The following is a 20,519-nucleotide window of genomic DNA, read 5'->3' as shown; positions in this document are numbered from 1 at the left end:
ATTCGGATCGAGGCTACCCCCGGGTCAACGGCCCGACAAGAGCCGCTACCGGACGCTGAGCGCACGGCCCGGGTTGTCGCCGCCGGGTCGGATGAAGACCGGCGCCGGCTTGTGCACGTCACCGCGGGGGTAGAGATCGGTCTCGGGCGGCGTCAGCACCTCGGCGACCCGCAGGTCGATCCGCTCCACCACCGGCGCCAGCTTGGCCAGGTCGAAGCCGAAGACCTCGGCGGCCGTGAGCCCCAGCATCGCCCGCGCCTCGCTCTCCGGCACACCCACCGCGCCGTACGTTGCCCGGAGGTAGTTCCTGGTCCCTTCGATCATGGTGCCCTCATGGTGCGGATAGTCCATACCGAACATGATCTTGTCCACGCCGAGGAGCTCACGCATGTCGATCTCCGCCTTCGAGAACGTCGACGCGCCGATGTAGCACTGGCGGGCGAAGTACTCGCTCGGCCGGAGCTTGAGGAACGAGCGGATGTCGGAGCGCGCGTAGCTCCCCTGGTAGGTGTAGTCCATGTCCTGCAGGGCACCGGCGATCCAGCCGGAGCCCAGTTCGGTGACGACGATCTTGAGCCGCGGGAACTTCTCGAGCACCCCGCCCCAGATCAGGTGGGTCAGAATGTTCTGGGCATAGAAGAACAGCTCGGGAGCCATCACTCGGGACACGCAGCCAGGGTGGGGAGGATCACCGACGAACATCGGCATGTCGGCGGTCGAGGAGATCGCGATGTGCAGATTCACGACCATGTCGAGGTCGACCAGCGTCTGCCAGACGACATCGAACCGGCTGTCGTAGAGCGGCGCCTCGCGGGAGAACTTCGGCAGCACCACGCCGGTCAGCCCGAGCTTCTTACACCGCCTGATCTCGGCGACTGCCTCATCGGGCTCACGCCAGCTGGCCAGCCCCATCCCAGCGAACCGCTCGGGAGTCTCGCTGCAGAAGTCGGCCAACCAGCTGTTGTAGGCACGGAAGCCCGCCTCCATCTGTGGGGTCGGAGCGGGCGGATGCTTGAGCACGGTCGACATGAGCGGCGAGTACAGCTCGAACGGCAGCCCGAAATCGGGGAAGACCACCTCAGCACACACGCCCTCCCGCTCCATCTCCTCCAGCCGGGCCGTCGGATTCCAGTTGCCCTCGAGCCGGCCGGTGGCGACCATCACCTCCTCCCACTGGTCCACCAACTCAGGATCGAGCCGGTGCCGCAGCGCCCGGAGGTCGAAGCTGCGCGAGCCGCGGTCCTCCCACTCGTCGAGGAAGGCGTCGAAGTCCTCGCGGAACTCCGCCTCGAGGTAGGGCCGGTAGTCACGCATCAGGGCGGTGGCGTGTCCGTCGGAGGAGATCAGTGTCAGAGGAGTCATGGGTCCGTCCAGTCGTCGGTACGGCGGGGCGAGTGCCCCGCCGGAGGTCAAGCAGCGGGGGGCGTGGGTCGCAGCCCGGAATGCTCGTCGGCGCTGCCGAGGGCGAGCAGCGTCTGCTCCACCCGCGCCCGTAGACCTGGGAAGCGCTCGGGGTGGGTGAAGATGTAGAAGCGGTCCTGCTCGACCGCACGCACCACCTGGGCAGCGACGTCGTCCGGCCGACGGAGCCCGGCGTCCGCGCGCCGAGGACCGTCGGACCCCTCCCCGGAGCGGTCGAGGTCGCGAGCGAGCCGGGTGGCCACACCCCCCGGCAGGACCACACCGACACCGATGGGCGCACCCAGGGCGTCGAGCTCCATCGCGAGGGTCTCCGAGATCGAGAGCACCGCCGCCTTGCTGGCGCTGTACGGCGCCATGCCCGGGCGCGGCTCGAAGGCGGTGGTCGAGGAGATGTTGACGACGTACGCCGGCACTCCTGCCTCGATCATGGCCGGGACGAACGCGGTGAGGCCGTGGACGACGCCCTCGACATTGGTGCGCAGTACCCGGTGCCACGCCTCCACCGGTCGCTCCCAGGTGCGTGCGGAGTCCAGCACGCCGGCGTTGTTGCACAGCAGGTGAACCGACCCCAGGCTGGCGCGCACGTCGCGAGCCAGCCTCTCGACAGAGTCCGCCTCACCCACGTCGGCCTGCAGAGCAAGGAGACGAGCCGGATCGAAGAGCCGGCCGAGGCGTCCGGCCTCGGCCCGTAGTCGCTCGGCGTCCAGGTCCGCGAGCGCGACCGTCATGCCGCGCGCGAGCAGCGCCTCCGAAAGGGCCAGACCGAGTCCGCTCGCCGCACCGGTGACAACGGCGACCTTGCCTTCGCAGAGCTCCATAGGCCACACTTTCAAGAGCCTTGACCGACCGGCCAGCCGGACGATCAGGGACGTTACTTGTGAGCGCCATCACCTGTCAACGGCCGGGGTGGCGCGGCCGAGGGCTCGCATCGACCGGCTGGCCGGTCTCAACCTAGGATCGCTCCATGACCCGTCGACACCTGGCCCTGCTGCTCATCGACCTGCAGGAGATCTTCGTGCGACCGCCGCCGGCGGTGGTCGAGGCGGCCGGGGAGCTGCCCGGGATCCATGCCGTCCTCGAGCGGACCGTGAGGCTGCGCGAGCGGGCCCGGGACCGGGGTGTGCCGGTGCTCTACACCCGACACGTGTTCCGGCCCGGCCTGGTCGACGCACCGCTCGCCGCGCGGGACGCCCTACGCGCCCGCGCGCTCGAGCGGGGGCGCCCCACCGCAGAGATCGTCGCGGAGCTCGCGCCGAGCGAGGAGGAGGCCGTGGTCGAGAAGAACCGGCACGACGGCTTCTTCGGGACCGACCTGGCCGCGCGGCTGCGCGAGCTGGGCGTACGGCGGCTCGTCGTGGCCGGCGTGGTGACGAACCTGTGTGTCGAGACGACGGTGCGCTCCGCCGTCCAGCGGGACCTGGACGTGACGGTCGCCGCCGACTGCACCAGTGCGCCGCCACAGGCGCACGCGCGGAGCCTGGCCGCGATGGCCGACGCCTTCGCGGTGGTGGCCGACAGTCCGAGCCTTCTCCTAGGGCATTCCTAGCGCACCAGCGGCGCGTCCTCAACTGCGCGCCACGCCTGTTGTCGGGCCTGGGCCGCTCTCGGGACCAGGAGGGTGGCGAGCACCGCGAGTCCCGCGCAGCAGGCCAGCAGCAGGAACCCGAGCTCGTAGCCCAGCTCGGCGGAGTAGCCCGAGGGCTGCAGGTGGCTGGTGAGCAGTGAGGTCATCAGGGCACTCCCGAGCGCGCCCCCCAGCGTGCGGATGTTGGAGTTCACTCCTGTCGCGACCCCTGTCTCGTGTGGCGCGACGGCGGCCACCACGGCGTTGGGCAGGCACGCGAAGACCAGCCCGGAGCCGAGACCGGTGATCCCACCCGCGACGTACATCTCCCAACGGGCGTCGTGCACGCACGCCGCGAAGGAGATCCCCAGCGCCGAGGTGAGGCACCCGGCACCGATCAGGAGCCGGGCGCCGACCCGCTCGGCCAGGGGCGCCGCGAACACCCCGCACAGGAACGTCATCACCGCGGCGGGCAACAGCATGTGGCCGGCCTCGGTCACGGACGCGCCGAAGCCGTAGCCGGCCGCGGACGGCGTCTGGTTGAACTGCGGGTAGAAGCCCAGCGCGCCGTACATCGCCGCGCCGATCAGCAGCCCGACGAGGTTGGCGGTCCAGACCCCGCGACGTGCCATCAGCCGCAGGTCGATCAGCGGCACGCGCTGGCGCCACTCGACGACCACCCACAGCACGAGCAGCAGGACGGCGAGCGCCAGGGCCAGCAGCACCTGCCATGAGCCCCATCCCCAGTGTGGCGCACGCGAGACCCCGAGCAGCAGCGCGGAGAGCCAACCCGCGAGGAGCGCCGCGGGCAGCACCGGGATGTGCTCGCGGGTACGGACCGGCGACTCGGGGATGAGCAGCAGCGCACCGAGCGCGGCCGCGACCGAGACCAGCATCGGGAGCAGGGCCAGCCAGTGGTAGCCGAGCACCTCGACGATCGGGCCGGCCACCACGATGCCGGCGCCGAAGCCGACGGCGAGCAGCGAGGAGATGAGGCTGATCGCGGTGGGGACCAGCCGCGGCGGCAGCTCGTCGCGCACGATCGCGTACGCCAGCGGCAGGCTGCCCCCGCCCGCCCCTGGACCACCCGGGCCGCGATCATCACGCCGATGTCGGGCGCCACGACCGCCAGGAGGCAACCCGCGGAGAGCAGCGCGAGGCTGAGCACCAGCATCCGCTTCTTGCCGTAGGAGTCACCGAGCCGGCCGACGATCGGCGTCGACACCGACGCCGAGAGGAGGAAGGCGGTGAGGATCCAGCTCGCCCCCGACTGCGAGGTGTCCAGCTCGTGCTGGATCAGCACGATGGTGGGCACGGTGAGCGACTGGAGGAACGAGTACGACGCGACGCCGAGAGCTAGGACGGCGAAGGTGATGCGGTGGTTGCGGCTTCCGGTCACCTCGTCAGGCCAGCTGACCGACGAGACGGTTCGCATCCAGCACGGCCGCAGTGATCCGCCGGGGCGCGATCGCGTCCCCGATCGCGGCGGCCGGGACACCGAGCGCGGCGAGCTCGGCCACGAGACCGTCCTGAGCGACGGGCGTGGTCAGCGCCACGACGTGGTCGGCCGACGCTCGTTCGACCTGTCCGGTGACCACGTCGCGCAGGTCGACCGTGCCGACTCCGACACGGTCCACGACGGTGAACGGCCGGTACGTCGTACCGCCCCTGCGGAGCCGGCGGTGGAGGAGCCCGAGGCTCTCCCGCGGCACGGCGCCGGCGACCGCCGGCGCCGGCGTCACGAACGTGACCTGGGCTCCCTGGGCGAGCAGCAGCTCCGCGGCGCTCACCGCGGGCCAGAAGCCGGTGCCATCGTCCGCCACGACCACGTGTCCGGCGAACGGGCGCGGCGTGCCGTCCAGGAGCTCCCAGACCGAGAGCACGGAGCCCCGGTCCGCCCCCGGCAGCGTCACCGGTGCGTGGACCGCACCGGTGGCGACGACCACCTGGTCGGGCGCCAGCGCGGCGACGTCGTCGGCGGTGGCGGTCCTCCCGGTGACCACCTCGACCCCCAGCCGGTCGAGTTCGGCGCCGAGGAAGTCGACGAAGCCCAGCAGTTGCCCGCGGCCGGGGCCGCGCGCAGCCCGCCGGAGCTGGCCGCCGAGCTCGCGGTCGCCCTCGAAGAGGGTGACGCGGCAGCCGCGCTCGGCCGCCAGGCGGGCGGCCTCGAGCCCGCCGGGACCGCCACCGACGACCACCACGCGCGCCGTCACCGGGGGCCACACCACGCGAGTGCCGAATTCGGCCTCACGGCCGGCTCCGGCGTTGACCGCGCACGCCGCGCCGCCCTGCGCGATCCGGCAGTCCTGCACGAAGCCGATGCATGGCCGGATCGCACCGTGCTTGCGCCCGCTGGCCTTGGCCACCCAGTCGGGGTCGGCGATGAGCCCCCGCCCGACCCCCACCAGGTCAGCGGCGCCGCTGGACAGCACCGACTCGGCATGCTCGGGGAGCACGATCCGGCCCGACACCAGCACCGGGACGTCGCAGACCTGCTTGATGGCGCGGGCCTCGTCCGCCGCCACGGCGTAGGGCCAGGTGTTGTCCTTGATGTAGCCGTTGCGCACCCCGCGGGTGATCGACACATAGTCGACCAGCCCTGCGGCGGTCAGCGCACGGACCATGGCCAGCGTATCCCCGAGCTGGATGCCGTCGGCCGACTCCTCGTGTGCGCTGAGCCGTACGCCGACCGGCACGCCGGACCCGGCCTCGGCGCGAACCCGCTCGAGGATCTCGCGCAGGAACGCCGTCCGCTCGACCGGGGTGTCCCCGCCGTACTCGTCGGTGCGGCGGTTGGTGTCCGGGCTGAGGAACTGTGCGACGAGATACCCGTGGGCGGCGTGCACCTCCAGGCCGTCGTACCCGGCACGCAGGTGGTGGGCGGCGCTCACCGCGAACGCGTCGACGATCTCACGCACCTCGCCGCGTGACATCTCGTGCGGGACGAACGGGTCCCGGGGTGAGCGCACGGCACTCGGCGCGACCTGGGCGAGCTCGGGCTGCCCCTCGATGGTCTCGCGACCGAGATGGAGCAGTTGCCCGAAGATCTTCGCGCCACCTGCGTGGACGGCGTCGACCCGCTCGCTCAGCCCCGGGACGCCCTCGGCCCGCCACCCGTCCAGGCCCCGGTTACCCCGGAAGACCGAGGTCGGGTGGACCGAGGTGCCGCCGGTGATGACCAGCCCCACCCCGCCGTGGGCGCGCTCGGCGTGCCACTCCAGGTCGGTGGCCGAGACCAGGCCACCGGGGGTGTGCCGGCTCCCCATCGGAGGCATCACCACGCGGTTGCGCAGGCTGACCCCTCCGATCTCGAAGGGTTGCAGGAGCAGCAGGTCAGCCACTGATCAGTCCCTCCCGTCCGACGTGGGGGAAGTGTGGGCTTGCGCCGAGCGGGTCGTACGGCGTGATCCCGAGGGAGTCGAAGTGGTGGTTGCGGGTGCCGGTGTAGATGGTGTCGGGACGGGCGTACCGGCAGGCGTAGGCCTCGCGCACCCGGTCCGAGGTGTTCGCGGCGGCGCCGTGAACGGTGAGGTCGAGGTGCACGAGCGCGTCGCCGGCACGCACGGCACGACCGCCGCCGACCGGTAGCTCGAGGAGCTCCGGGTAGGTGTCCGTCACGTCCTCGTCGGCGAACCTCCCGAGCGATCCCAGTCGATGGGATCCCTCCAGGTAGGACAGTGGCCCCATGGCCTCGGTCACGTCGACCAGGGCGACCCACAGGTTGATCGCGCCGGACCGGTCGTACGGAGAGAATGGGAAGTCCTGGTGGTACTGGGTCGGCTCGCCGCCCGGTCCCTTGGCGAAGGTCATGTCCTGGGTGAACACGACCTCGGGCAGCCGCATCAGCCGGGCCGCCACGCCAGCCACCCGACGCGACGTGGCGAGCCGCCGGAACAGCGAGCTCTTCCAGCCCAGGCTCTCGCGCTTGCGGACCGCTGTCTGCTCGGCGTGCTTGAAGATCGAGTCGGTGTGCTCCTGGCCGCGCAGCTCGTCGAGGAGCACGCCACAGGTCGTGGTGTCGAGCAGCCCGGGCAGCAGCACCCAGCCGACCTCCTGCAGCGCCTCGACCTGGGCTCCGGACAGCGGGTAGTCCTCATCGAGCCCCCACTCCTCGCTCATCTCGACGGCCACGGTGTCCTCCTCGTCAACTCGCGGGCACGAGCACCGGCTTGACGGTGCGCCCGCTGGTCAGGTCGACCTCTGCCCGGGCGACGTCGTCGAGTGCGTACGTCGTCACGAGCCGCTCGAAGGGGAAACTGCCCTCGCGCCACAGCGCGAGGAGCTCGGGGATGAAGGTCTGCGGAACCGCCTCGCCCTCCACGACGAAGCCGACCTGGCGGCCGGCGAGCGTGGACGGGTCGATGGGCACCGGTCCGGTCCCGGTGCCGACCAGTGCCAGCCGACCACCCGGCCCCAGAGCTGCCAGCGCGGCCAGGATCGCCTGTGGGGCACCGCTGGTGTCGACCGCATGGTCGACCCGCCCGAGGAGCTCCCGGCCGGTGGCCGGGGTCAGCTGGTCCCCCAGCACGCAGTGGGTGGCGCCGAGCTCGGCGGCGAGCTCGAGTCGGCCCGGGTGCAGGTCGACGGCCACGATGCGCTCGGCTCCCGCCGCCGCGGCGGCCATCACCGCCGCCATGCCCACGGCGCCCGTGCCCACCACCGCAACCGACGAACCGACCGGCACCCGGAGATGGTTGAGCACGGTGCCGGCCCCGGTCAGAAGCCCGCAGCCGAGAGGGCCGAGCAGCTCCAGGGGTAGGTCGCGGTCGACCCGCACGGCGTTGCGCGCCGTCGCTACGGCGTACGACGCGAACGACGACTGGCCGAACCAGCGCGTGCCGACCGCGCCGCCGGCGGAATCGCGCGCCGCGGCCGACCCGTCGGGCGGCGTGCCGACGGCGTTGAGCTCGCGGAAGCGCGCACAGTAGGCGGGCATCGCACGGCCGCAGGACTCACAGCCCCCGCAGGAGTCGAAGCTGAGCACCACGTGGTCGCCGGGCGCGATCGCGGACACGCCCGGACCGACGGCCTCGACCACACCGGCGCCCTCGTGGCCGAGCACCACCGGCAGCGGGACCGGCGAGCCGGTACGCCGGAACATCAGGTCGCTGTGGCAGAAGCCCACCCCAGCGATGCGCACGAGCAGCTCGCCGGGCCGTGGATCGCGCAGCTCGATCTCCTCCACGACCAGCTCGCCGGTCCGTTCGCGCGCGAGCGCCGCGGTCGCCCTCCAGCTCACGGCGCCGGGAAGATCGACTTGATGTTCCGATAGGACTGCAACCCCTCGATCCCGAGCTCCCGCCCGGTGCCGCTGCCCTTGATCCCTCCGAACGGTGCGACCGGATCGCTCCGGTAGCCGTTGATGCCGACCGTCCCGGTCCGGATCCGCCGAGCGACCGCACCGGCTCGCTCCTCGTCCTCACTCCAGACGGTTCCGCCCAGTCCGTAGTCGCTGTCGTTTGCCAGGCGTACGGCGTCGTCCGTGTCGCCGTACGGGATCACGCACAGGACGGGGCCGAACACCTCCTCGCGTGCGATGACCTGGTCGTTGTCGACGTCGCGCAACACCGTCGGCTCGACGTACCAGCCCTGCCCGGCGGTCGGTCGACCCCCACCCGTCGTGGCCGTGGCACCGTCACCACGCGCCTTCCCCAGGTAACCCTCGACGCGGTCGCGTTGCACCTCGGAGACGAGGGGGCCGACGTCGGTCGCAGCGTCCAGCGCGTCGCCGACGACCTGCGAGCCGATGAGATCGGTCACCTGGTCGACGTAGTGGTCGTAGCGGGCAGCCGGGACCAGGACACGGGTGCTCAGATGGCAGGTCTGACCGTTGTTGCGCATCGTCGCCTCGCGGAACTCCGCCACCCGGCTCGTGAGGTCGACGTCCTCGAGGACGATCGCCGCCGACTTGCCGCCCAGCTCGAGCGAGACCGGACGCAGCAGCTCCGCGCATCGTACGGCGATCGCCCGTCCGGCCGCCGTCGAGCCGGTGAACGCCACCTTGTCGACTCCCGGGTGCTCGACCAGGGCGGCACCGACGTCGCGTCCGCCGGGCAGCACGTTGACGACCCCCCGGGGCAGGCCGGACTCGGCGACCGCCTGGGCGATCAGGTAGGAGTCAAGCGAGGTCTCCTCCGCGGGCTTGAGGACGACCGTGCAACCCGCTGCCAGCAGCGGCGCCACCTTCGTGAAGGCGAGCGCCTGCGGATAGTTCCACGGCACGACCGCGGCGACCACCCCGAGGGGCTCACTCCGGACGACATTGTGCCGACCGGTGACCCCGACCCGCACCTCCTCCTCGCTGCGCTCACGAACCATCGCCGCGAAGAAGCGCAGCAGGCCGGCGCCGGCGTGGGCCTCGGAGCGCTGGCTGAGCGAGATCGGCATGCCGTTCTCCAGGCTGACCAGTCGCCCGATCTCCTCGGACTTCGCGGCCAGCCGGTCGGCCAGATCCTCCATCGCCTCGGCCCGGGCGGCCGGCGTCCATGCGGACCAGCCTCCCGGGTCGTCGAAGGCGGCGCGTGCCGCGCCGACGGCACGTGCCACGTCGGCCACGCCCAGCCGCGGGAAGCTCCCGACCGGCTCCCGGGTGCTCGCCGCGCGGACCCGGACCGGGCCGGCCGTCGGGTCCGCGTCGGCGGAGCGGACCCACTCGCCGTCGACGAACCAGGAGTCGAAGTCGTAGTCCACGTGTCTCCCACCTGTGTGCACAGCCGCGTTCTCGGCTTGCACGGACGCTAACCGATCGGTTGGCCGGTCGGCAATAGTGAGGCGTGGTTGGCAGCGCTCGCGGAGGGCGGTAGTCTACTCAATAACCAACCGGCCAGCCGGCTAGTCATCAGCGAGGAGAGACCGTGGGGGTCCAGACAGACCAGACGGCGCACGACGAAGCCTCGACCACGCCGACCGGGTGTCCGGTCTCCGGGCCGTCAGCCGCGGCGGACGTCGACCTCGCCCGTGCGCTCGACACACCGTTCCCCTGGCCCCGGGGGCGGTTCGACCCGCCGGCGGAGTACGGGGCGCTGCGCGAGAAGTGCCCGGTCGCCCGGGCGAAGCTCGCGGACGGCCGTCCGGTCTGGCTGGTCACGAGGTACGACGACGTGCGGGCGGTCCTCACTGACCCACGGGTGAGTGCCGACGAGACCGACCCCGGGTTCCCGGGGATGGGTCCGCGCGCCGGCACCTACTCCAAGATGGACGACCCGCGACATGCCGAGCTGCGCGGCCTGGTGGCGCGCAACTTCGGGATCAAGCACGTAGCGAGCATGCGACCCGCCGTCCAGGCGATGGTCGACCAGGCCATCGATGAGATGCTGGCCACCGAGGGACGACAGGTCGACCTGGTGCCGGCGCTGGCCCTCAGGATCCCGGCGAACGTCCTGGGCAACCTGCTCGGGGTGCCGGTCGAGGACCGCGACCACTTCGCGGAACAGATCCAGTCGATGCTCGACAACGGCAATCCTCTCGACACCGAGGCGCAGGAACGGTCGCGCCGGATCGCCGAGGAGGTCTACGCCTACGTCGGCGAGCTGATCGACCGCGAGCTCGCACGGGAGACGCCGAGCGATGACATCATCGGCCAGCTGGCAGCGGCCCACCGCCGCGGGGACATCTCCCACAAGGACGCGGTCAGCAGCGGGTTCCTGATCATCGGCGCCGGCTTCGACACCACGGCCAACGCTGCCGCCCTCGGCGTGCTGCTCCTCCTCACCCACCCCGACCAGCTGGCCAAGCTCAAGGCCGACCCGTCGCTGCTCGACGTGGCGATCGAGGAGGTGCTGCGCTGGCTCAGCCACGTGCACCTGATCATCGCCCGGGTGGCGACCGACGACATCGAGATCGCTGGGGTCACCATCCCGCGCGGCGAGGGCATCATGCCCCTGAACGCCTCGGCCAACCGCGACGAGTCGCACTACCCCCAGGCCGCGACCTTCGACATCGAGCGTCGTGCCCGCGACCACCTTGCCTTCGGCTTCGGCGTGCACCAGTGCCAGGGCCAGTCGCTGGCCCGGATGGAGCTCTCGGTCATCTTCGAGACGCTGTTCCGCCGGATCCCGGAGCTCCGACTCGCGGTCGACGTCGATGAGATCGAGCTGAAGACCTCGGCCAGGATCCACGGTGTGCGGGCACTTCCCGTCGCCTGGTGAGGCCGCCTGGACCAGGCCGATCCCACATCGGTGATGTGAGACTCAGTCCCAGAGCCGTCGCAGGGCCGTCGTCCGCTCAGCTCGGCTGAGGCCGCGCAGATCGGCACTCCCCCGCTCGGTGACCACGACGTCGACATCGTGAGCGGCGGTCGTCGCCGGTCGGGAGAGCTGTTCGACCAGCGTCGGGCGGCCGGCGTACGACGACGCGAGAGCGATCACGCTGAGCCCGTCCGCCGAGGAGGCCGCCGCTCCCGCGTAGTCCGGGTGCCCGCCGATCCCACCGACGGACGAGGCCGCGGTCCCCTCGACGTTGACCTGGCCGTGCACATCCACCTCGAGCGCGGTGTTGACGGCCACCAGCGCAGGGCCGTCGCCGAGCCGTCCGGCGGAGTGGGTCCACTCCACGGGATGGAGGAGCGGCCGCCCGTCGGCCCAGTCGTAGAGGCGTGCCGACCCGGCGAGGTAGGTGGCAACCGGTACGCCGAGCAGCAGCCCACGCGCCGCGAGGTCGACCACGGCGTCCGGCAGCAGCCCCGAGTCCACGTGGACCGACACCTGGCGCTCCGCGAGCTCGGCCAGCACGGCGGCGCCGAGACGGCCGGGCCCGACCTGGACGCGCGCTCCGGTCGGCACCAGCGCGGCGACCCGGCCCGCGACCGCCTGCTCCACCGGGCCGGGGGCTCGGGGGCGACTTCCCACGGCGCCTGGTCGACTTCGGCGACCACCGTGACCGTCCCGGTGGGCAGCGCCGGTCCGGCGTCAGCGCACGGCGCCGTGGAACTGACCACCGCCGCGACCGGCACGCCGGCCTCGACCAGACGCCGCATCCACGAGCACTCCGACCCGAATCGGAGCCCACCACCGCGGCGGACGAGGGTGGCGACCAGCAGGTCGGGGCGCAGCGGGCCGGCGAGCAGGCCGCCGACCGCCGACATCCGGCTCGCGACCGGCTGAACGGCTCCGGCGTCCGAGGCCTGCCGCAACCCCCACCCCGGCATGAAGGTCCGGACATCGCCGAAGGCGCGGAGCGACTCGCTCGGCACGGGCCGCGGGATCCAGCCGAGAAGCAGGTCGACGGACCCGTGTCGTGCGGCGACCTCCGCGAGCTCGGGGAGCAGCCAGACCGGCGCACCGCTGCCGTCGGCCAGGGCGATCCTGGCCCCGGGCCGGACCAACCGCGCCAGGAGCCCGATGTCGAGGTCGGTCACGAGACCGCCTCGAAGAGGGCAGCGAGCCCCTGCCCGCCCCCGATGCACATCGTCTCGAGACCGTACCGAGCGCCGCGCCGGTCCATCTCCCTCAGGAGGGTCGCCAGGATGCGACCACCGGTCGCCCCCACCGGGTGGCCCAGCGAGATGCCTGATCCGTTGACGTTGACCCTGTCGAGGTCGGCCGGGCCGAGGCCGAGCTCGCGCAGGCACGCGAGCACCTGGACCGCGAACGCCTCGTTGATCTCGATCAGGTCGACGTCAGCCAGGCTCAGTCGGTGGTCGGCCAACAGTCGTCGTACGGCGGGTACGGGGCCGAGCCCCATCAACTCGGGCTCGACGCCGGCCACGGTGGCCCCGACGAGCCGTGCCAGCGGCCGCAGCCCGAGCTCGGCGGCACGCTCCGCGTGGGTGACGATGCAGACGGCCGCACCGTCGTTCTGGCCGCTGGAGTTGCCGGCGGTCACCGTGGCGCCGGGGAAGCGCCCACCCAGGACCGCCCGGAGGGTGGCGAGCTTCTCGGCGGTGGAGTCCGGGCGGATGTGCTCGTCGGCGTCGATCAGCGCGATGCCGCCGCGCACCGGCACCTCCACGGGCACGAGCTCGTCGGCGAACCGGCCCTCCGCCACCGCCGCGCCCGCGCGCTGGTGGCTGGTCACCGCCAGCTCGTCCTGCTCCTCGCGCGAGATCCCGTAGCGCTCGCGGACATGCTCGGCGGTCTCCAGCATCCCGTCGGGGACGGGGTGGTGCCGTCCGCCAGCGGTCGTCCTGCCGCGAGCGAGGGCGTCGTGCAGCAACACGCCGCCACCGCGTCCGGCGCCGCGCCGCATCTCGGCGGAGTAGAAGGGCGCGTTCGACATCGACTCGGCGCCGCCGGCGAGCGCGAGGTCGACCATCCCCGACTGCACCTGGAGCGCGGCGATCAGGACGGCTTGGAGCCCGGAGCCGCAGCGGCGGTCGACCTGGAGCCCCGAGGCGGTCACCGGCAGCCCAGCGTCCAGGGCCGCCACGCGACCGAGCGCGGGGGCCTCCATGGTCGGGTAGCAGTTGCCGAGCAGAACGTCGTCGACCACCTCCGGCGGCAGTCCGGTACGCCGGATCAGCTCGCGGATCACGGTCGCGGCGAGCTCGTGTGCCGAGACGTCCGCGAGCGAGCCGCCGAACGCACCCACGGGCGTGCGCAGAGGCTCGCAGATCACGGCCTCACGCACGGGCGGCCACCCCCGATGCCACGGCGAGCATGAGCTCGAGGTCGGCCGACTTCACGCGCTCGGCACCGCGAGCAGCACCGGCCCGCCGCTCGTGCTCGTCGAGGAGCAGCCACCCCGGCCAGTCGACCGCGCCGGCAGGACTTGCGACCGGCCCGGTGCCGCGTGGCACGGCCACCGCGAGGTCGGCGAGCACCGACGCCGCGGTCTGGTTCGCACACGTCTTGTTGGTGGCGATGACCCCGGTGGCTCCTCGCTTGCACCACCCCGCGACGTACACCCCGGGGACGACGTCCGCTCCCGCCAGCACCCGGCCCTCGGCGTTGGGCACCACCCCGCGGGAGGCGTCGAAGGGCAGCCCTGCGAGCGGGACCGTGTCGTAGCCGATGGCCCGGACGACCAGCCCTGCGGCGAGCCGCTCGGGCGCCGCCGCTGCACCGTGGGTGCCGACGGTGTCGACCCCGACCACCCGTCCGCCCACGCCGACCAGCCGCTCGGCGCGACGGTGGAAGTGGAAGTGCACCCGGCGCGGGCTCGCGTCGGGGCCCTCGTCCTGCCATCGGGCGAACAGGGCGACGTTGCGGCGGAGCTGTTCCGCCTCGGGTCCGGGGCCCAGGTCCTCGTGGACCGGAGCGCGGAGCTCGTCGTGGACCACGCACGTCACGCCTGACATCTCGTCGAGGGTGAGCAGCTCCAGGTGGGTGAAGCGGGCCTGCGCCGGTCCGCGTCGGACCAGGACGTGCACATCGGTCACCGCGCTCGCGCCGAACGCGTCGAGCACCTGCCCGGGCACGTCGGTCGAGCGGAGCTCGCCGGGCGAGCGGGTCAGCACCCGGGCGACGTCGAGGGCGACATTGCCGCCACCCACCACGACCACGTCGCGGCCGGTGAGGTCGACCGGCGGCGCACCGGGCAGCCCGTTGTACCAACCGACGACCTGCGCCGAGCCGACGCTGCCCCGCAGCTCCTCGCCCGCCACGCCGAGCGGCCGGTCCACCTGACTGCCGGTGGCGTAGACGACGGCGTCGTAGCCAGCCACCAGCTCCTCGTGGCCGACCTGGCGGCCCACCTCGACGTTGCCGAGGAAGCGCACCCGCTGATCGGAGAACGACTTGGCGAGCACGCGCGTGACGTTCTTGATGGTGGGGTGGTCGGGGGCGACGCCGTACCGCACCAGACCGTAGGGCGCCGGCAACCGGTCGATCACGTCGATGAGCACCCCCTCATGGCCACGGAGCAGAGCCGCGACGACGTACAGCCCGGACGGGCCGGACCCCACGACCGCGACGCGAGGCGCGGGCTCAGCTGTCCCAGACATGGAACCCCTCCCCCGTCTTCTTGCCGAGCTTGCCCTCGGCGACCAGGCGGCGCAGCAGCTCGGGCGGCGCGAACCGCTCACCGAGCTCGCCCTGCAGATGCTCCGCGACGGCGAGCCGCACGTCGAGTCCGACGAGGTCGGTCAGCTCCAACGGACCCACCGGGTGCCGGTAGCCGAGCACCATGGCGCGGTCGAGGTCCCGTGCGCTGGCCACGCCGGCCTCGTACATCCGGATCGCCTCCAGGCCCAGGGCGAGACCGAGCCGGCTGGTCGCAAAGCCGGGGCTGTCGTCGACCACGATGGACTCCTTGCCCAGCGCGGCGACCAGCTCCCGGACCTGGTCGACGACGCCGGGGTCGGTCCGTGCCCCGGTGACCAGCTCGACCAGGGCCGAGGCCGGCACCGGGTTGAAGAAGTGCATGCCCAAGAAGCGCCCTGGGCGGGCGAGGCGCGACGCGAGCTCGGTGACCGAGAGCGAGCTGGTGTTGGAGGCGAGCACGGCCGTGGCGGGCACCGCCTGCTCGATCGCACCCAGGACCGCCGTCTTGAGCTCGACGAGCTCGGGCACCGCCTCCACCACCAGGTCGCTGTCGGCCGGGATCAGGGCCAGCTGGTCGACGATCCGGAGCCGCGCCAGCTGGGCCGCCGCCTCGTCCTCGTCGAGGCCGCGCTTGGCACAGGTGCGCGAGACGTCGGTGGCGATGCGCTGCTCGGCCCGCCCCGCCGTGTCCGAGTCCGGCTCCACCACGGTCACCGTGGCGCCGAGGACCACGAAGGCGTGGGCGATGCCCGCGCCCATCTGGCCGCCACCCACGACGGCAACGGTCCGCGCCCAGCTCCCGGTCACGAGGTCGACCTCGTGCTCCGCTTGTCGAGGAATGCCTGCATCCGTTCCTTCTTCTCCTCGTCCTCGAACAGCAGCGCATTCGCCAGCAGGTCGGCGTACGGGTGCACCGCGTCGGCGTCGAGGACGTACTTGGACAGCCGCAGTGCGATCGGGGACATCCTGCTCATCCGGTCGATCAGCGCCATCGCCGTTGCCTCGAGCTCCTCCGGCTCGACCACCGCGGCCACCAGCCGCGAGGACAGCGCCTCCGCCGCCTCGATCCGGTGACCGGCGAGCAGCACCAGCTTCGCGAGCGGCATGCCGACGAGCTCCGGCAGTCGCCAGGTCGCTCCGGCACCCGCCACGATGCCGAGGCCGGGCTCGGGGTTGGCGAACGACGCCCGCGTGCTCGCCACCCGGATGTCGCAGGCGTACGCCAGCTCCGCACCTCCGCCGATGGCGTAGCCGTCGACCGCTGCCACGGTCGGCATCGGCAGCCGGTGCACGCGCTCGAACAGCGAGCTGTTGATGCCGGCCAGCGCCTCGTGCCGCCCACGGCCGAGCAGCTGGCCGATGTCGGCACCGGCCGCGAAGCACCCGTCGGCGCCGGTGAGCAGCATCGGCCGGGGCGTCTCCTCGAGCCGCGCACAGACGTCGTGGAGCTCGCGGCCGAGTTCGAGGTCGATGGCGTTGCGCGCCTCGGGCCGGTTCAGCCGAACGATGGTGCGGTCGCCCAGCTCCTCGACGAGGATCCGGGTGTAGTCGGGGAGGGTCATGGCCGCGCCGCCACCAGCGCGGTGTCCGCGCCCACAGGCCCGAGCTCCGCGGCGCCCCCGGGGGACCCCAGCGGCTCGGAGCGTCCCGGCAGCACCGTCGCGAAGAAGTCGGCGTTGTCCTGGCCGAACTCGAGCTCCTCGTCCTGGGCCACCCGCAGTGACGTCACAGCGCTGACCGGACAGACCATCTCGCACGCGCCGCAGTCGATGCACTCGTCGGGCTGGATGTAGAGCTTGCGGCTGCCCTCGTAGATGCAGTCCACGGGGCACTGGTCCACGCACGAGCGATCCAGGACATCGATACAGGCAGCACCGATCATGAAGGCCACGGTCTTGTCTCTCCTCGCTCGTCGGCTCAGCGCCAGCGCACGGCTTCGAACTGCGATCCGCATGCGGCGCACTGCATCAGGGACGTGAGCAGCGAGCCGCCGAAGGCCGCGCTCAGCCGGGTCTCGCGCGAACCGCAGTGCACGCACGGCACGTCGAGCACCGTCCCGCCGTCCAGTGCGCCGGAGGCAGCGCCCCTGCTGTCACCGAGTACCACCGTCGAGTGGTCGAGCCACGGCGCGAGCCGCTTCTCGGTGTCGGTCCGCGTGCTGCGGAACCGCGCCCCGGCCGCGTCCTCCCGCGGAGCCAGCTCGAGCAGGCACCCGGTGAAGAAGTCGGCGTGGCTGCGCTCCTCGACGGCGATCTTCGCCAGGTTGCGCTGCACCTCGGGGTCACCGACGCCGCGCAGGGCCGCGGTCACCGAGGCGAGCGCGACTTCGACCGGTCCGGCGTGTCCGACCAGCGAGGGCCAGTCGGTGACCGCCGCGCCGCCGAGCACCTCGGTCGCATCGATGACGGCCTCGGCCTCTCCGGCGAGCCTGGCGAGCACCCGCGCGTGTCCCGTCTCCTCCTGCGCCATGGCGGCCAGCGCACTGCTGGCCTCCAGCGTCGGCCCGGCGACGCACCACCGCACGTACAAGGCGCGCAGCTCCACCTTGAGCGCGGCCACGTCGGCCAGCAGCGCAGGCAGGCTCGTCGGGTCCGGCGTGTTCACCGTCGTCATGCCCGCTCCTCGACCTTCTTCACCCAGATCGTCGCCGAGCGCGGCACGACCATCATCTCGATCCAGCTGTCCTCGTCGTACGTCGTCCGGGCGTACTGCCGCGCGAGCGCGACGTTCGGCGCCCGCACCGTGCCCAGATGGGCGAGAGGGTCGACGAGCTGCAGGCGCGCGAAGACCAGATAGACCTCCGAGTCCATCACCGAGTCACACCCCGATGCCGATGATCGGCAACGAACGCCGGCCGGACTCCCCGAGCCTGCTGCGGTCCCACGGCGGATCCCACACGACGTCCACCTCGACCTCCCGTACGCCGGGAACCGAGGCCGCCGCCGCGCGGACGTCGTCCACGATCAGGTCGTGGCACGGGCAGCCCATCGACGTGAGGGTCATCTCGACCTCGACCCGACTCCCGCCGTCCGTGGGCTCCTCCACGCGAATGTCGTAGACCAGGCCGAGCTCGACGACGTCGATCGGCAACTCAGGGTCCTGAACCCGTCGCAGCGCGTCGCGCACGACCTCCGGCGTCACTGCGGTGCTCATGCGGCCCCCGCACCGGACATCGCGTCCAGGCCGTGCCGACCTGCCTGCAGGAAGCCCACCAGCTTCTCGTTCCACGGACCGCGGGCCCGCCACCGCTTCAGGACGTCGTCCCACGTGCACGGCTCGTCGAAGTGCCACTGCTTGGTCTCCGCATCGAAGCGGCACGGCAGGGGGAAGTCCAGGACGTACTCGTCACGCTCGGCGTCGTGGTGGGCCGGAACCTGGAAGTCCAGCCGCTCCATCAGCGGCACGACCTGCCCCAGCCACTCCTGTCGCAGCTGGTCGTTGCTCTTGCCCTTGAGCCGGTAGCGCAACTGGTTGTTGCCCGTCTTGAGGGCATCCGGCAGCCCGAACCACTCGACGGTCATGGGGAACATCCAGTCGATCGCGCGCTGCGTGACCGCCTTCTGCTCCGGGTCCTTCGACATCGCCTCGAGGTTGCGCACCCCGAAGTTGATGTGGAAGTGCTCCTCCTTGTTCACCTTCACCAGAGCGCGCCGCCACGGCGCGTAGCTGGTGTTCTCGAAAACGTCGGAGAGCAGGATGTAGCCCGCCCGGTCCATGAACGAGCCGACGACGACCGACTCGTTGAACGACTCGTAGGGCATGTCCATCGCGTAGGGGTGTTTGAACTCCGCCGCCGTACGCCCGTAGAGCAGGTGGTCGAGGTCCTCGCCGAGGTCCTCGAGCATCCGGTAGTCGATGTGGGCGTGGCCCAGCTCGTCCTGGATGATCGCGAGGACCGCGCCCTGCATCTTCTCGGGCACTCGGCCCTCAACGAGGTTGGGGTAGTACATGACCGCCCGAGGAACTCGGTGTCCGCCGATATCAGCAGCGTCCGCTTCAGCTCCCGCAGGTAGGTCGGAGACATCTCCGAGATGTCCTCGACCATGACCCCGGCATCCAGCCGTCGGAGCATCTCCTCTTCGGTGATCACGAACTGCTTCCCTTCCTCAGGTGGCCTCGCCTCAGGCGAACCACGTGACCTTCTCCTCGGTGTACGCCGCGCGGGCCGAGCCGAGCTCACGGCCCAGCCCCGACGCCTTCATGCCGCCCCAGGGGACGGCAGGGTCGTACTGGTTGTGGGTGTTGACCCAGACGGTCCCGACCTGGAGCCCGGCCGCGACCCGCGCGGCCCGCTGTTCGTCGTCGGTGATCACGCCGGCGGCCAGCCCGTAGCGGCTGTCGTTCGCGACCGCGACCGCCTCTTCGACGTCGTCGAACGGCGCGATGCACAGGACCGGGCCGAACACCTCCTCGACCCAGATCGGCGCGTCGCGATCGGCGACCTCAACGATCGTGGGCGGGTAGAACCAGCCCGGCCTCTCGACCGGCACGCCGCCGACCACCGGTCTCGGCGTAGCGGGATCGGTGACGAACGCGTGCACCCGGGCTCGCTGCTCGGCCGAGATGAGAGGACCCATCTGGACACCGTCGGCCAGGCCGTGGTCGAGCCGCACGGATCCGGCCATCGACACCAGCAGCCCGATCACCTCGTCGTACACCGAGCGCTCGACCAGCAGCCGGGAGCCTGCGCTGCAGACCTGCCCGCTGTTGGCGAAGACCGCCCACATCGCGGTGGACACCGCGCGCTTGGCGTTGGCGCGGACCGCGTCGGAGAAGAGCAGCGAGGCACTCTTGCCGCCCAGCTCCAGTCCGACCCGGCGGAAGTCCCGGGCAGAACCGGCGAGGATCTCGTGGCCGATCTCGGTGGACCCCGTGAACGAGATCTTGTCGACGCCGGGGTGGCCGGCCAGCAGGGCGCCCGTCGTAGGACCACGCCCGGGGAGCACGGAGACCACGCCCGCCGGGACTCCCACCTCCTGCACCAGCCGGGCGAGCAGGAGCGTGGTGAGCGGGGTCTGCTCCGCCGGCTTCAGGACGACGGTGTTCCCGAAGGCCAGTGCGGGCGCGAGCTTCCAGACGGCTGTCATCAGAGGCGCGTTCCACGGGACCAGCCCGGCGACCACGCCGAGCGGCACCCGGTCGACGCGCACCCGCGGGCTGGTGCGTCGCGGGATCACCGCCTCGACCTCGTCGGGCGCGTCGAGGGCCGCCAGGTCCGCGAAGCGCCGCAACGTCGCCACGGCGTTCGCGACGTCATGGCCCAACGCGACGGCGTACGGCTTGCCGTTGTCGAGCGTCTCTACGAGGGCCAGGTCGGCCGCCCTCGCCTCGACCTGGTCGGCCAGGGCGGCGAGGAGCACCGCGCGCTCCGCACCGCCGCGGTCGCGCCAGCCCGGCCAGGCGGCGCGTGCGGCACCGACCGCCGCGTCCACGTCGCCCGCGGTGGCCTCGTCCGCCGTGCCGAGGAGCTCGCCGGTGCCGGGGTCGTGGACCGGGATCGCCGCGCCGGCGCCGCCGGCGCGGAGCCATTCGCCGCCGACGAACAGCCCGGACGGGACCAACTCCTCGACCAGGCGCGGTCCGTCGGCGGGGAGCACCGTCGCGGTCACGGG

At 72.1% G+C, this 20,519-nt stretch carries 20 protein-coding genes and 1 pseudogene; 2 read left to right on the top strand and 19 right to left on the bottom strand.

Annotated features, from left to right (window positions below):
• Nucleotides 1-45 precede the first annotated feature (45 nt).
• Nucleotides 46-1,362 carry an amidohydrolase family protein gene (locus FIV44_RS17360; protein ID WP_141005530.1) on the bottom strand — a complete coding sequence of 439 codons (1,317 nt, stop codon included), beginning with the start codon at nucleotides 1,360-1,362 and terminating at the stop codon, nucleotides 46-48.
• 47 nt (nucleotides 1,363-1,409) lie between these two features.
• On the bottom strand, nucleotides 1,410-2,240 hold the full coding sequence (locus FIV44_RS17355) for an SDR family oxidoreductase (RefSeq protein ID WP_141005529.1): 831 nt from the start codon (nucleotides 2,238-2,240) through the stop codon (nucleotides 1,410-1,412).
• Nucleotides 2,241-2,386: 146 nt separating this feature from the next.
• Here FIV44_RS17355 and FIV44_RS17350 point away from each other — a divergent pair, with 146 nt between their 5' ends.
• The gene (locus tag FIV44_RS17350) at nucleotides 2,387-2,968 is read left to right on the top strand and encodes a cysteine hydrolase family protein (RefSeq protein WP_141005528.1); all 582 of its coding nucleotides are present in this window, start codon (nucleotides 2,387-2,389) and stop codon (nucleotides 2,966-2,968) included.
• Here the strand turns inward: FIV44_RS17350 and FIV44_RS17345 are convergent.
• From FIV44_RS17345 to FIV44_RS17325, 6 genes and pseudogenes are all read right to left on the bottom strand, one after another.
• Nucleotides 2,965-4,026, bottom strand: a complete 1,062-nt coding sequence (locus tag FIV44_RS17345) for an MFS transporter (RefSeq protein ID WP_342778834.1) — start codon at nucleotides 4,024-4,026, stop codon at nucleotides 2,965-2,967. The genes FIV44_RS17350 and FIV44_RS17345 overlap by 4 nt on opposite strands.
• 80 nt (nucleotides 4,027-4,106) lie before the next feature.
• Nucleotides 4,107-4,421, bottom strand: a pseudogene (locus FIV44_RS34115) (MFS transporter); the annotation flags it as partial.
• Entirely contained in the window at nucleotides 4,390-6,327 is a 1,938-nt protein-coding gene (locus tag FIV44_RS17340) for an oxidoreductase (protein WP_141005527.1), read from the bottom strand. The gene FIV44_RS17340 and the pseudogene FIV44_RS34115, both read right to left, overlap by 32 nt.
• Complete coding sequence (locus FIV44_RS17335; protein WP_141005526.1) at nucleotides 6,320-7,117, bottom strand: phytanoyl-CoA dioxygenase family protein; 798 nt, start codon at nucleotides 7,115-7,117, stop codon at nucleotides 6,320-6,322. The genes FIV44_RS17340 and FIV44_RS17335 overlap by 8 nt, the downstream gene beginning before the upstream one ends.
• A gap of 13 nt (nucleotides 7,118-7,130) precedes the next feature.
• Nucleotides 7,131-8,225 carry an alcohol dehydrogenase catalytic domain-containing protein gene (locus FIV44_RS17330; protein WP_141005525.1) on the bottom strand — a complete coding sequence of 365 codons (1,095 nt, stop codon included), beginning with the start codon at nucleotides 8,223-8,225 and terminating at the stop codon, nucleotides 7,131-7,133.
• Complete coding sequence (locus FIV44_RS17325; RefSeq protein WP_141005524.1) at nucleotides 8,222-9,676, bottom strand: aldehyde dehydrogenase; 1,455 nt, start codon at nucleotides 9,674-9,676, stop codon at nucleotides 8,222-8,224. The genes FIV44_RS17330 and FIV44_RS17325 overlap by 4 nt, the downstream gene beginning before the upstream one ends.
• Nucleotides 9,677-9,840: 164 nt before the next feature.
• Here FIV44_RS17325 and FIV44_RS17320 point away from each other — a divergent pair, with 164 nt between their 5' ends.
• Nucleotides 9,841-11,133 (top strand): cytochrome P450, encoded by a 1,293-nt coding sequence (locus FIV44_RS17320; RefSeq protein WP_141005523.1) that lies wholly within the window; start codon nucleotides 9,841-9,843, stop codon nucleotides 11,131-11,133.
• Between the two features lie 42 nt (nucleotides 11,134-11,175).
• Here FIV44_RS17320 and FIV44_RS31415 read toward each other — a convergent pair whose 3' ends face one another.
• The 11 genes from FIV44_RS31415 to FIV44_RS17265 all read right to left on the bottom strand — a co-directional run bounded on the left by FIV44_RS31415 (nucleotide 11,176) and on the right by FIV44_RS17265 (nucleotide 20,516).
• Nucleotides 11,176-11,832 carry an acetyl-CoA hydrolase/transferase C-terminal domain-containing protein gene (locus tag FIV44_RS31415; protein WP_219996057.1) on the bottom strand — a complete coding sequence of 219 codons (657 nt, stop codon included), beginning with the start codon at nucleotides 11,830-11,832 and terminating at the stop codon, nucleotides 11,176-11,178.
• A 505-nt stretch (nucleotides 11,833-12,337) separates the two neighbouring features.
• Nucleotides 12,338-13,552, bottom strand: a complete 1,215-nt coding sequence (locus FIV44_RS17310; RefSeq protein ID WP_141005522.1) for an acetyl-CoA C-acetyltransferase — start codon at nucleotides 13,550-13,552, stop codon at nucleotides 12,338-12,340.
• The gene (locus FIV44_RS17305; RefSeq protein ID WP_141005521.1) at nucleotides 13,545-14,867 is read right to left on the bottom strand and encodes an FAD-dependent oxidoreductase; all 1,323 of its coding nucleotides are present in this window, start codon (nucleotides 14,865-14,867) and stop codon (nucleotides 13,545-13,547) included. Before FIV44_RS17305 ends, FIV44_RS17310 begins: the two co-directional genes overlap by 8 nt.
• Nucleotides 14,851-15,714 carry a 3-hydroxyacyl-CoA dehydrogenase family protein gene (locus FIV44_RS17300; protein WP_219996056.1) on the bottom strand — a complete coding sequence of 288 codons (864 nt, stop codon included), beginning with the start codon at nucleotides 15,712-15,714 and terminating at the stop codon, nucleotides 14,851-14,853. Before FIV44_RS17300 ends, FIV44_RS17305 begins: the two co-directional genes overlap by 17 nt.
• Nucleotides 15,711-16,469, bottom strand: a complete 759-nt coding sequence (locus tag FIV44_RS17295; RefSeq protein ID WP_141005520.1) for an enoyl-CoA hydratase/isomerase family protein — start codon at nucleotides 16,467-16,469, stop codon at nucleotides 15,711-15,713. Before FIV44_RS17295 ends, FIV44_RS17300 begins: the two co-directional genes overlap by 4 nt.
• Entirely contained in the window at nucleotides 16,466-16,798 is a 333-nt protein-coding gene (gene fdxA, locus FIV44_RS17290; protein WP_141005519.1) for a ferredoxin, read from the bottom strand. Before fdxA ends, FIV44_RS17295 begins: the two co-directional genes overlap by 4 nt.
• Before the next feature lie 26 nt (nucleotides 16,799-16,824).
• Nucleotides 16,825-17,520 (bottom strand): PaaD-like zinc ribbon domain-containing protein, encoded by a 696-nt coding sequence (locus FIV44_RS17285; RefSeq protein ID WP_141005518.1) that lies wholly within the window; start codon nucleotides 17,518-17,520, stop codon nucleotides 16,825-16,827.
• The gene (locus tag FIV44_RS17280; RefSeq protein ID WP_141005517.1) at nucleotides 17,517-17,717 is read right to left on the bottom strand and encodes a hypothetical protein; all 201 of its coding nucleotides are present in this window, start codon (nucleotides 17,715-17,717) and stop codon (nucleotides 17,517-17,519) included. Before FIV44_RS17280 ends, FIV44_RS17285 begins: the two co-directional genes overlap by 4 nt.
• A 7-nt stretch (nucleotides 17,718-17,724) precedes the next feature.
• A complete protein-coding gene (locus FIV44_RS17275; protein ID WP_141005516.1) occupies nucleotides 17,725-18,060 on the bottom strand; it encodes a metal-sulfur cluster assembly factor in 336 nt (111 codons plus the stop codon).
• Complete coding sequence (locus FIV44_RS17270) at nucleotides 18,057-18,827, bottom strand: Phenylacetic acid catabolic protein (protein ID WP_219996055.1); 771 nt, start codon at nucleotides 18,825-18,827, stop codon at nucleotides 18,057-18,059. Before FIV44_RS17270 ends, FIV44_RS17275 begins: the two co-directional genes overlap by 4 nt.
• A gap of 201 nt (nucleotides 18,828-19,028) precedes the next feature.
• Entirely contained in the window at nucleotides 19,029-20,516 is a 1,488-nt protein-coding gene (locus FIV44_RS17265; protein ID WP_219996054.1) for an aldehyde dehydrogenase family protein, read from the bottom strand.
• Nucleotides 20,517-20,519: the final 3 nt, after the last annotated feature.

The sequence above is a fragment of the Nocardioides humi genome, from assembly GCF_006494775.1.
Classification (GTDB): domain Bacteria; phylum Actinomycetota; class Actinomycetes; order Propionibacteriales; family Nocardioidaceae; genus Nocardioides; species Nocardioides humi.
The sequence above is the reverse complement of the archived record's forward strand: the minus strand, read 5'-3'. Positions and strand labels throughout refer to the sequence as shown.

Bases quoted from the DNA above. Each gene is read 5' to 3' on its own strand.
- FIV44_RS17275 (WP_141005516.1), bottom strand. From the start codon at position 18,060: ATGAGCACCGCAGTGACGCCGGAGGTCGTGCGCGACGCGCTGCGACGG.
- FIV44_RS17295 (WP_141005520.1), bottom strand. From the start codon at position 16,469: ATGACCCTCCCCGACTACACCCGGATCCTCGTCGAGGAGCTGGGCGAC.
- FIV44_RS17285 (WP_141005518.1), bottom strand. From the start codon at position 17,520: ATGACGACGGTGAACACGCCGGACCCGACGAGCCTGCCTGCGCTGCTG.
- FIV44_RS17360 (WP_141005530.1), bottom strand. From the start codon at position 1,362: ATGACTCCTCTGACACTGATCTCCTCCGACGGACACGCCACCGCCCTG.
- FIV44_RS17350 (WP_141005528.1), top strand. From the start codon at position 2,387: ATGACCCGTCGACACCTGGCCCTGCTGCTCATCGACCTGCAGGAGATC.
- FIV44_RS17355 (WP_141005529.1), bottom strand. From the start codon at position 2,240: ATGGAGCTCTGCGAAGGCAAGGTCGCCGTTGTCACCGGTGCGGCGAGC.
- FIV44_RS17280 (WP_141005517.1), bottom strand. From the start codon at position 17,717: ATGGACTCGGAGGTCTATCTGGTCTTCGCGCGCCTGCAGCTCGTCGAC.
- FIV44_RS17305 (WP_141005521.1), bottom strand. From the start codon at position 14,867: ATGTCTGGGACAGCTGAGCCCGCGCCTCGCGTCGCGGTCGTGGGGTCC.